Below are 10,874 nucleotides of genomic sequence, written 5' to 3'. Positions count from 1 at the left end.
GAGCTTATTAATCAACGACCATTAAAAATCCATCATCAACAGACTGCCATTGAAAGTTTCCGGGCTTGTTCGGATTAAACTTGTAATTTGCCATATTAAAAAAACTGAGGAGGCAAACTGATGCTCGAAAAATTAAAACAGCAGGTTTATGAAGCAAATATGCAACTACCTAAATTGGGATTAGTTACATTTACTTGGGGTAATGTCTCTGGAATAGATCGCGATAAAGGTCTGTTCGTTATTAAGCCATCAGGTGTGGACTATGAAAACTTAAAACCTGAAGATATGGTAGTTGTCAATCTGAAAGGTGAAGTTGTCGAAGGCAAGATGAATCCTTCAAGTGATACTCCAACGCACACGGTATTGTATAATGCCTTTCCAAAGATTGGTGGAATTGTTCATACGCATTCACCATGGGCAGTATCCTTTGCAGCAGCTAAAATGGATGTACCTGCTTTCAATACGACGGCCGCTGACACTTTTTTCGGCGATGTTCCAGCCGCTGACGCCTTAACTAAAGAAGAAATTGAAGCAGACTATGAAGGTAATACTGGTCACGCTATTGTCAGAACTTTCAAGGAACGTCATTTAGACTATGAAGCGATCCCCGCGGCTCTAGTAAGTCAACATGGACCATTTGCTTGGGGACCGACACCAGATAAAGCCGTTTATAATGCTAAAGTTTTAGAAGTCGTTGCGGGAGAAGATTATCACACACTGCAGCTGACTCGATCAAATAGTGAACTGCCGCAATATCTGCTGGACAAACATTATTATCGTAAACATGGCAATAATGCCTACTACGGTCAAAACAACGCACATTCAAAAGACCATGCTGTGCGAGAAAATTAAGATGTAACAAAAGTCATTTTAACTGTTTGATGTCTTTTAACGTCTATCCTGCGTTTATCTGACTAAAAGCGGTCTAATAGAAAAATTGAAGGGTGTAACATGTTTCGTCAAATGAAACACGTTACACCCTTTTTCTGATGCGTTTTGATTATTATGAAAGCGCTTCATTTTAATGGTGTTGACCGTTATGCTGTCCTCGTAAGCAAGAAAAATAAATATCAAAAGGGAGCATAACATTATGCAAAAACGTGATTTTATCGACACCAATACTTATACCAAAGAAGAAATTCAATACATGATTGATTTGGGCATTAAATTAAAGCAGTCAATCAATGCAGGTTATTATCCGCAAGTATTAAAAGATAAAACACTAGGCATGATTTTTGAACAGTCATCAACCCGTACACGGACCTCAGCTGAAGCCGCAATGACAGAATTGGGTGGGCACGCCCAATACTTAGCCCCTGGTCAAATTCAACTGGGTGGTCATGAGACTATTGAAGATACTTCGCATGTTCTAGGGAACATTGTAGATATCATTGGTGCACGGGTTGAACGTCACAAGACGGTTGCTGAAGTTGGTAAGTTTGCTCAAGTACCAGTTGTTAACTTTATGAGTGACTATAACCATCCAACGCAAGAACTTGGTGACATCATCACAATGAGTGAGCATCTGCCAGAAGGCAAGAAATTAAGTGACTGCAAGATTGTCTTTGTCGGGGATGCAACACAGGTTTGTGTTTCAACGATGTTTATGGCAACCAAGATGGGCATGGACTTTGTTCAATTTGGACCAAAAGGATTCCAGATTAAGCCTGAAACGTTAGCGATTGGTAAAAAGAATGCTGAAGTATCTGGTGGTTCAGTTCTTGTTACTGAAGATGCTGATGAAGCATTGAAGGATGCCGACTTTATCTATACAGATGTTTGGTACGGCTTGTATGAGTCAGAGTTGCCAAAGGACGAACGGATGAAGATCTTTTATCCAAAGTACCAAGTAAACGCCGACCTTGTTGCTAAGGCCTCAGATCATGTCAAATTTTTACACTGCCTGCCTGCATCACGTGGTGAGGAAGTCACAGATGAAGTTATTGATTCTGACTATTCATTAGCATGGGAAGAGGCTGGTAATCGAAAGACAGCCATGCGTGCAATCTTTACTTACTTATTAAATCCACGCATCAAACATCCTTCAGATGCTGAAGCTAAAAAGTATCAAAGCGAAATTGACGATTTATTGGCCCAGCAAGTGGACACCAGCCTTGTCAGTGACTAAATCTATTTCCAAACACTTTTGGCAGTGTCGTGAAAGGAAATTGCGATGAACAAGCAAAAGAAAAAGTTTCGGTTATTTGATGCGGTGCTAATGGCGGTCGTTGTGGTACTCGTTGTTGAATCAGCAGCACCGGCTGCAGCCATTGGACCATCACAGTTCTTTTGGTGGATTTTTCTACTAATTCTCTTCTTCATTCCGTACGGACTCATCTCATCGGAATTAGGGACGACGTACGTTGGCGATGGTGGCTTATATGACTGGGTTAAACAAGCCTTTGGGCGTCGCTGGGGTGGTCGTTTGGCATGGCTTTATTGGTTAAATTATCCATTATGGATGGCCAGCCTTGGCGTGCTATTCGCGGAAGTTGCTGGACAAATATTCGGAGTTCATTTCAATACGTTCTGGACTATTATCATCGAACTTGCCTTCGTCTGGACGGTTGTTACATTAGGTAATAAACCAATTAGTGAAAGTAAATGGATTATGAATTTAGCGGCGTTCGCTAAAATATTTACGATATTATCACTGGGAATTATGGGGATTTACTTTGCAGCAACTAAAGGTTTAGCAAATAACTTTAGTGGAACCAATTTGCTGCCGAAACTAAACCTTTCAAGTTTAAGTAACCTTTCGGTAATTATCTTCAATTTTCTGGGCTTTGAAGTGGTCGCAACTATGGCTGACGATATGGATAATCCTAAGAAGCAAATTCCGCAGGCCATTATTTATGGCGGTATATTAATTGCTTTCTTCTATTTATTGGCTGCGTTCGGTATGGGCGCTGCTATTCCTACCGATAAGTTGTCAGCTTCTTCTGGTTTGATTGATAGTTTCGTGCTGATGATTGGTCATATGAACTGGTTTGTCGTTATCATTGGCATTATGTTTTTATACATTCTCGCATCAGAAATGGTTTCCTGGGCGCTAGGTGTTAATTACGTTGCTAACTATGCGGCTAAGGATCATGCATTACCGGCTATCTTTGGTAAAGAAGATGCCAAGGGAATGCCTGTGGGTACTGGGTATTTAAATGGGATTATTGCTTCAGTTTTGGTAGTAGCGTCGCCATTTATTCCAAATCAAAATATCTTTTGGGCATTCTTTGCATTAAATGTAGTGGCACTGCTGTTGTCGTACACGATGATGTTTCCAGCATTTTGGAAGTTACGACGTGATGATGCGCAACGCGAACGACCATTTAAAGTACCCGGCGGGAAATTCATGATCAATTTTATGACATGGGTTCCTGAAGTATTACTTGTTGCGACAATTTTGTTATCAATTTTACCGTTAAATGGGTCAGCATCAGAGTTGGCAAACAAAGTTCCGATTCTAATTGGTACCATTTTGGCAGTTATTGTCGGTGAAATCGTTGTTCGAGTTGCGGAACGACAAGACGATTCAAGCACGAAAGATGAAAAGGTTTCTCAAAATTCAACTCATTCGGCGAATGTCAGCGGAAAGGACTAACTAAATAATGAAAACTTTAACGAGCACACCTCAGCAAGATGGGTACAGAATGCCCGGAGAATTTGAAGAACATCAAGGCGTTTACATCCTATGGCCACAAAGACCTGATAACTGGCGCAACGGTGGTAAACCAGCTCAACATACTTTTATTAAAGTAGCAGAGGCTATTTCCCAATTCGAACATGTCACAGTTGGTGTCAATGATGACCAGTATGAGAATGCGCGAACAATGTTACCTGACAATGTTGAAGTCGTGGAAATTTCAAATGATGACTCTTGGGTACGGGACTGTGGTGCAACGTTTGTAAAAAACGATAAGGGCGGTCTACGTGCTGTGGATTGGACATTCAATTCATGGGGTGGGTTAGTTGATGGCTTATATTTTCCATGGGATAAGGATGACCGTGTCGCCCAAAAAATGGCCGAGATGGAACACGTGGATCGCTACCGATTAGACGATTTTATTCTCGAAGGTGGTTCTATTCATGTGGATGGAGAAGGCACTTTAATTACAACAGAAGAATGTCTTCTGTCGAAGGGTCGCAACGCGCAACTTTCAAAAGAACAAATCGAAGAAGTGTTGAAGACACACCTGAATCTCAAAAAGATTATTTGGCTCAAAAACGGAATTTATAATGATGAGACTAATGGACACGTGGATAACATTGCCAACTTTGTAAGGCCAGGGGTTGTCGCCCTGGCCTGGACAGACGATAAAAACGACCCGCAATATCAAATTTCGAAAGAAAATCTAGATATTTTGGAACATGCTACCGATGCTAAAGGTCGCCAGATTAAAGTGGTTAAGTTAAATGTGCCAAAGCCTGTTTTGATTACCAAAGAAGAAAGTGAGGGCGTCGATGCAGTTGATGGAACCTTACCTCGTCAGGCCGGAGATCGTTTAGCTGCAAGTTACGTTAACTACTACACGGCAAACGGTGGTATTGTCTACCCAACGTTTGGAGACCCAGCGGATGATAATGCGCAAAAAGTATTAGAACAATTGTATCCAGATCGCAAAGTAGTCGGGGTACCAGCTCGAGAAATTTTATTGGGCGGTGGCAATATTCACTGTATTACCCAACAGGTACCGAAAGCGTAGGTGAAGAATATGGCAGGTAGAAAAATAGTTGTTGCTCTTGGTGGTAACGCAATTTTGACCAACGATGCCAGTGCTAAGGCTCAGCAAAGCGCATTGCGCAAAACTGCTGCTTCATTAGTTCAGTTCGTTGAACAGGGTGATCAGTTGGTGATTTCTCACGGTAATGGTCCTCAAGTTGGCAACTTGTTACTTCAGCAGGCCGCTGGGTCAACAGAAAAGAATCCGGCAATGCCAATCGATTCCGCGGTTTCAATGACGCAAGGGAGTATCGGGTATTGGCTTCAAAATGCGATGGATGAGGCACTGGCGGAAAAGGATTTAGATAAGTCTGTAGCCACGGTCGTGACACAAGTTGAGGTTGATGCAGATGATCAGGCCTTTACTAACCCTACAAAGCCAATTGGGCCATTTTATGAGGCCGATGAAGTCGCCCAGCAACGACTGGATCATCCACAGTTTACGTTTGTTGAAGATGCTGGCCGTGGTTATCGTCGAGTAGTGCCATCACCGAAGCCAATCGGCGTGGTTGAAGCCGATGTTATTAATCAGATGGTCGATGCTAACATTATTCCGATTTCTGTTGGTGGCGGCGGTATCCCGGTTGTTAAAGATGGTTCACGATATATTGGTCGTGAGGCCGTCATTGATAAGGACTTCGCTTCAGAAAAATTAGCCGAACTCATTCATGCGGATTTACTGATTATTCTGACCGCAGTTGATAACGTTTATATGAACTTCAATCAGGCAAATCAGCAAAAGTTAACTGATGTAACGGTCGAGGAATTGAGTGATTATATCGAAGAAAAACAATTTGCTCCTGGTTCGATGCTGCCTAAAATTCAAGCTGCAATGGATTTTGTCAATCATAGTGATCACGGTAAAACAGTAATCACGTCGCTTGACAATGTCGGTGAGTTTCTTACCTCTGGCGCAGGTACAACGGTTATGAAGACACGCGATACAGTTCTGAACAAGTGATTTGATTTTTGCATGATCTTATTTAGGTTTTGTTTCAAAAAATGCACTGATTTTCTAAGGAATAGGAAATCGGTGCATTTTGATTTTAGATTAGACATATGAACGTTCGATGCTATTAGTCTGCTAGTAAACTAATGGCGTCGCGGCATCATATTGATGACGTAATTACTGTATATTTGTAAAGTGCCATTACAAATATATTCAGGAGGAAATTCATGAAATTAACTACTTTGCCACCAACTAGTGGTGTCAGGTTTGTTGCTGAATTTGAAAGACAACAAGATGCTTATTTGATTTGGCCTGAAAGACCCGACAATTGGCGAGATGGGGCCAAACCAGCCCAACGTGCGTTTACAAAGCTAGCCAACCTCATCGGTAAATATGAGCAAACAACAATGTTGGTGTCCAGTAAACAATATTTAAATGCTAGACACCTATTAGATGATCATATACGTGTTTTAGAGATGAGCAGTAATGACGCGTTTATTAAAGATACAGGCCCGATTTATGTTGAAGTAGAAGGGGAACTTCAAGCAATTGATTTTGGCTTCAATGCATGGGGTGGATTATTGGATGGTTTGTATTTTCCATGGGATCAAGACCAGCTTATTAGCGGGAAATTAGCTGAGCTGAACAATATTCCATATTATGTAGAACATAATTTAATCGTCGAGGGATGTTCTATTATCACCGATGGGCAAGGCACCCTAATTACTACTGAGGATGTTTTACTTTCTGAAGGCCGTAACCCAGGTCAGTCAAAGTCAGAAGTAGAAATGATGTTAAAAAGATACCTTGGCGTAAAGAAAATTATTTGGTTAAAGCATGGTTTCTTTTTAGATGAAACAAATGGGGCCGTCGATAATATCGTCAATTTCATTGCACCGGGCGAAGTGGTGATTACGTGGACTGAGGATGAACAGGATCCGATGTACCAAACCGTTCGACAGATTGAAAGAGCTTTATTAAAGGCGAAAGACGCGTATAATCGTGCCTTAAAAATCCATCATTTGAGTATGCCAAAAGTGCAAACTGTCGGAAAAGTAGAAAGCGAGTCAATTGATCCCATAAACGGATTGTTGCCGCGAACTCCAGGGCAACGATTAACGACAAGTTATGTTAATTATGTATTGATTAATGATGCTGTGATAGTCCCTCAGTTTGGAGATAGCAATGACGCCGTTGCGGTAGATAAATTGCAAGGATTGTTTCCTAAGCGGCGTGTTTTACCGTTCAATGCACATGAAATGATCTTAGGCGGCGGTGGCCTACACACCGTTGTTCATACGCGCCCTGATACCTCCTATCTTGGAGGTGAGTAACATGAACTTCTTCGAAATTGTCAGTACTCACTTGCAAAGTTTAACGGATAATGAAAGAAAGCTGTTTGATTACATTGTTAAAAACATGATTGACGTTCAGGGGATGTCAATCCGCGAGGTTTCAGCAACATGCTTTGTTTCAACGGCAACATTTTTAAGATTTGTTAGAAAAATCGGTTTTTCTGGATACAGTGAATTCATCACGGTTTTAAAGTTCACGACACGTGACAATGCCAGTGAGGCGCGAGATCAGGCCAATAATCAATTTGTTGTTAATCAGTCTAGCTATCGAGAAGATTATCTTAAGAATATTGAAGAAACGGTTCATGTGCTTCGACCTGAAGTGCTTCATCAAATCACGGCAAAGTTATCACACACGAGAACGATTTTTATTTTTGCGCGTGGTCTAAGTAAGAGTGCAGCAAGGTACATTACAAATCTTTACCAATTAGCTGGATTTAACGTTAGTTTTCCTGAAGATCAATTATATAGACGCGCAGCAATGGACCACATTACTGCGGAAGACTTAATCCTTATTATCGACTATACGGGTGAGGAGGTTGAGTTCGTTAATCTTATTCAACAGGTTTTTAAAGAGCCCCTAAATCGGCCAATGGTGTTGTCTATTACAGGAGCTGACAACAACACCATTCAAAACCTGAGCGATATTAATTTGTATACTTTTTTTGACCAAATCAGATCCAAAGAGGGCGTCGAAATCAGTTCCCGTGTGACCGCAATTGTGATTATGGAATTGATACTCTATCAGTGGTTGGATGAGTAGAAGATTGCTGGAAAAAAGTTCAATAATAGTTGTCGCTCAATGATTAGCTATGTCGCGAACCTTTCAGAAATTAGTCTTGCAGGTCGGAATATGAGACTTTGCCGGATTCACGAACCTTTACCGCCAGTGATGTGAAACGTAATATTGCGGGATCGATGTAGTTTAATGATTTTTGAAATCCGTTAAGATAATCCGTCCAGGAAGAGTCTAACTCCTGTGGGTTAACAATAAGAAAACGCCCTTTTAGCATTAGGGATGTATGAGTATCCTCGTTAAAACAATAAATAGCTGCATTGGTTGTGTTGCTCAAATTTTTAACTGTGGCAGAATTGTGCTTTGTATAGAAAAAGATTGTGTCTAATGATCTGTCCATCTTCAAGGGAGTAAGAGCTGTAATGTTTGGAAAACCGAGTGAGTCTATTGTGGAAACTTGAAATACAGTGGCCGATTCAAGCATCTTTTCTGCGACTTTAATGGTTTTTAGCATGTCTATCCTCCAAGTGTTCTCTTTAAATAAAGGGTATCATAACAATAAGTAATTACGAAAAAAACTGATTGGGAAAATCACTTGTGGTGACTAACGTCTGCTTAATATGCTGTTAATCTTGCATTCACTGCAAAATGTGAATGCAAGATTTATCCTGCCCATTTTAGTTTGGGTGTAAAGATAAACATGACCATTAAAAGAATAAATATTTTTTGTATTTATTTTTGGAAGAACATAATTCACAAATGAACTGTGCTTAAGATCCTTAAAATGCAATTATTGAGTAGCTGGACCTCATTTTCCTCTTTATTGCTCTCCTTTTTGCCGATAGTAGTTTATTCTTAATGTGAAAATGAAAGTAATATCCCCTACAAGCGCTGATTTTATAGGAATTAAAAAGATTGCTTTCATGATTTTGCTTTAAAATCCCTTGTTTTCTGAAAGTCGTATGCACTACAATAAGATTTGCATAAGGGAGAGAGAAAAAATGAAAAAACTATTTTTTAGTGCGCTCGTTGTTGTACTAGTTGTCGCAGGTTCTGTCGTTACAGGTTTTGCATCAACTAGCGCTACTCGAGCCAACAAAGACAGTCAGTCATTCAATCAATTATATTCTAAGGTTCTTCAGAAGCAGGACCTGCCACTACAGTAATTTCATTGGTTCTTATTGGATTGCTATTTTTAACAAAAAGCATTACGTCTATCACACATTTGTGGACGCAATGCTTTTTTATGTGAATGTCCTTATTAAAAACGAGACTATTTTTAGGGGCAGTGACTGCCGAAAAGATGCCTTCAATGCTCATATTAAAATCAGTTTAGTGATGTTTTGCATTGGTTTACAAATCATTAAAATTCTGATGGAAATATATGCTATGCTTAGGTTTCCAAGCAACTGGGTTTCCAAAAATGAGTGAATAGGAGCTAACGCAGATGACAGAGATAAGGCGAGCAAAAAGAGCAGTAACTGATCTTAGCAAGATAACTGCAATTTTGAATGGATCACACATTATTCACACAGCAATCAACACGGAAGACTTTCCCTATGTGGTGCCGACCAATTATGGTTTTGAAATAACGGACGATGGTAAATTAACGCTGTACATTCATGGTGCGCCGGAAGGTCAGAAAGTTGATTTGATCAAACTAGATAATCGGGTCGGTTTTGAGATTGACGACGGGGGTTCCTTGATGCCGACTGAATCGACAGAGGCTAGTCATAATTCTTGGCTTTATCACAGTATTATCGGTACTGGTGTGGCTCATCAAGTGACAGACACAGAAGGTAAATTACACGCATTACAACAAGTACTGATTCACGAAACAGGTCATGCATGGAAAAACATTGATCCCCATGGTGTTAAGTACGTAAACGTTTATCGAATTGATGTGCAAGAATACAAGGCTAAACAACACGAGACACCGCAGGCTCAATAGCGGCCTGAACGCACCAAAATCAAAATTTACACGTCGGCCTTGTTAGTTCAAACTATTTGAGTCTCACAGACTGGGACACGAATTTAAAAATTTTGGGGATAATATAAATGACAAGTGGATTAACCACACACCTGATTGCTAATGCAGGTCGTGGTCAACGTTTTTTACTTACCAATGAAGATGGTCACGAATTGGGCCGTGTTAAAAATCACGGTTGGACGAATTTGTGGAACCAATTCTTTGGCTGGGCTGTGGCAATGCCAATTCATGACGAACTCACCGTGGAAGGAATGACGTTAACGGTCGAGTCCAAGACACATTTATTGAGTGGTAAATACCGTTTGGAGATCAACCATCAGCCGGTGGCATTAGTGGTAACTCATAATTTTCAAAACGGTTATCTCATCAACGTGAAGAATGAACGCTACCAGTTGAAGGCAGGGCTTGGCAACGTTAGCTTTCAAATATTTCGTTCAGCCGATCAAACACCGGTAGTTAGTATGCGACAGCAAATTGATAATCCAGATGCGTTTTCGGTCACTGTAAATGAATCCTTCGGCCTGTTGACCGGTATTGGGTTAGCAATGATCATCATGCGCGAACAGGGAAAGTAATAAAGAATCGCTACTAAAGAACAGAAAAATAGCGCGACAATGGGATGTCTTATATACTGGATTCAATTAAGCTTGAGGAGGTTTCAGTATGGCAAAGTTGACATCCGAAATGAAAGATTTGATTTCACAAGCGTTTCCGTTTATTGCAACCGTTGATGAGGATGGAAATCCACAAATTGGTCCAAAAGGCACGCTGAGAGTCATGGACGATGAACATTTAATCTATAATGAGGAAACTGGGCGCCAAGCTTGGCACAATTTGCAGGCAAACCATAAGATAGCCGTTGCCGTTCATCCTTATCCAGGTAAGATTGGGTTGCGAGTTGAAGGGTACGCAACAATCTATAAAGATGGCCCCGTGTTTGAGGCGGCTCATCAGTATGCAGTAGATAATCAATTGCCTGATTTAATTGCAGCGGTTGTCATTTCCGTTGACCGAATTGTGAGCCTTAATGCAGGTCCTGACGCTGGTACAGAAATCGCAAACGAACCAGTTTCAGATTAATTTAATCAATGAAATGCTAAAAGCCCAATTTGTCGGAATTGGGCTTT

At 40.7% G+C, this 10,874-nt stretch carries 12 protein-coding genes; 11 read left to right on the top strand and 1 reads right to left on the bottom strand.

What is annotated here, in order from left to right; translation table 11 throughout:
* Positions 1 to 120: 120 nt before the first annotated feature.
* The 7 genes from G400_RS0102640 to G400_RS0102610 all read left to right on the top strand — a co-directional run bounded on the left by G400_RS0102640 (position 121) and on the right by G400_RS0102610 (position 7,784).
* Positions 121 to 852, top strand: coding sequence for an L-ribulose-5-phosphate 4-epimerase (locus G400_RS0102640; protein WP_017262106.1), 732 nt, complete (start codon positions 121 to 123; stop codon positions 850 to 852).
* 238 nt (positions 853 to 1,090) lie between these two features.
* Positions 1,091 to 2,128, top strand: coding sequence for a putrescine carbamoyltransferase (gene ptcA / locus G400_RS0102635; RefSeq protein ID WP_017262105.1), 1,038 nt, complete (start codon positions 1,091 to 1,093; stop codon positions 2,126 to 2,128).
* Between the two features lie 45 nt (positions 2,129 to 2,173).
* Positions 2,174 to 3,598, top strand: coding sequence for an APC family permease (locus G400_RS0102630; RefSeq protein ID WP_017262104.1), 1,425 nt, complete (start codon positions 2,174 to 2,176; stop codon positions 3,596 to 3,598).
* A gap of 7 nt (positions 3,599 to 3,605) precedes the next feature.
* Positions 3,606 to 4,700: an agmatine deiminase gene (gene aguA, locus G400_RS0102625; RefSeq protein WP_026017163.1), complete on the top strand. Its 1,095-nt coding sequence runs from the start codon at positions 3,606 to 3,608 to the stop codon at positions 4,698 to 4,700.
* A gap of 9 nt (positions 4,701 to 4,709) precedes the next feature.
* Positions 4,710 to 5,678 carry a carbamate kinase gene (gene arcC / locus G400_RS0102620; RefSeq protein ID WP_017262102.1) on the top strand — a complete coding sequence of 323 codons (969 nt, stop codon included), beginning with the start codon at positions 4,710 to 4,712 and terminating at the stop codon, positions 5,676 to 5,678.
* A 215-nt stretch (positions 5,679 to 5,893) separates the two neighbouring features.
* Positions 5,894 to 7,000, top strand: a complete 1,107-nt coding sequence (gene aguA / locus G400_RS0102615) for an agmatine deiminase (RefSeq protein ID WP_017262101.1) — start codon at positions 5,894 to 5,896, stop codon at positions 6,998 to 7,000.
* A 1-nt stretch (position 7,001) separates the two neighbouring features.
* Positions 7,002 to 7,784 carry a MurR/RpiR family transcriptional regulator gene (locus tag G400_RS0102610; protein ID WP_017262100.1) on the top strand — a complete coding sequence of 261 codons (783 nt, stop codon included), beginning with the start codon at positions 7,002 to 7,004 and terminating at the stop codon, positions 7,782 to 7,784.
* Positions 7,785 to 7,854: 70 nt separating this feature from the next.
* On the opposite strand, the gene G400_RS0102605 is transcribed toward G400_RS0102610, so the two are convergent.
* Positions 7,855 to 8,271: a pyridoxamine 5'-phosphate oxidase family protein gene (locus G400_RS0102605; protein WP_017262099.1), complete on the bottom strand. Its 417-nt coding sequence runs from the start codon at positions 8,269 to 8,271 to the stop codon at positions 7,855 to 7,857.
* A 487-nt stretch (positions 8,272 to 8,758) separates the two neighbouring features.
* On the opposite strand from G400_RS0102605, the gene G400_RS16215 reads away from it, so the two are divergent.
* From G400_RS16215 to G400_RS0102580, 4 genes are all read left to right on the top strand, one after another.
* Entirely contained in the window at positions 8,759 to 8,923 is a 165-nt protein-coding gene (locus G400_RS16215) for a hypothetical protein (RefSeq protein ID WP_017262098.1), read from the top strand.
* Between the two features lie 281 nt (positions 8,924 to 9,204).
* Positions 9,205 to 9,708, top strand: a complete 504-nt coding sequence (locus G400_RS0102590) for a pyridoxamine 5'-phosphate oxidase family protein (RefSeq protein ID WP_017262096.1) — start codon at positions 9,205 to 9,207, stop codon at positions 9,706 to 9,708.
* Positions 9,709 to 9,815: 107 nt separating this feature from the next.
* Complete coding sequence (locus tag G400_RS0102585) at positions 9,816 to 10,322, top strand: hypothetical protein (protein WP_017262095.1); 507 nt, start codon at positions 9,816 to 9,818, stop codon at positions 10,320 to 10,322.
* An 88-nt stretch (positions 10,323 to 10,410) separates the two neighbouring features.
* Positions 10,411 to 10,827, top strand: coding sequence for a pyridoxamine 5'-phosphate oxidase family protein (locus G400_RS0102580; RefSeq protein ID WP_017262094.1), 417 nt, complete (start codon positions 10,411 to 10,413; stop codon positions 10,825 to 10,827).
* Positions 10,828 to 10,874 lie beyond the last annotated feature (47 nt).

It is taken from the genome of Furfurilactobacillus rossiae DSM 15814 (genome assembly GCF_000428925.1).
Taxonomy (GTDB): domain Bacteria; phylum Bacillota; class Bacilli; order Lactobacillales; family Lactobacillaceae; genus Furfurilactobacillus; species Furfurilactobacillus rossiae.
Note: the sequence above shows the minus strand (reverse complement) of the source record. Positions and strands in the feature narration are given on the sequence as shown.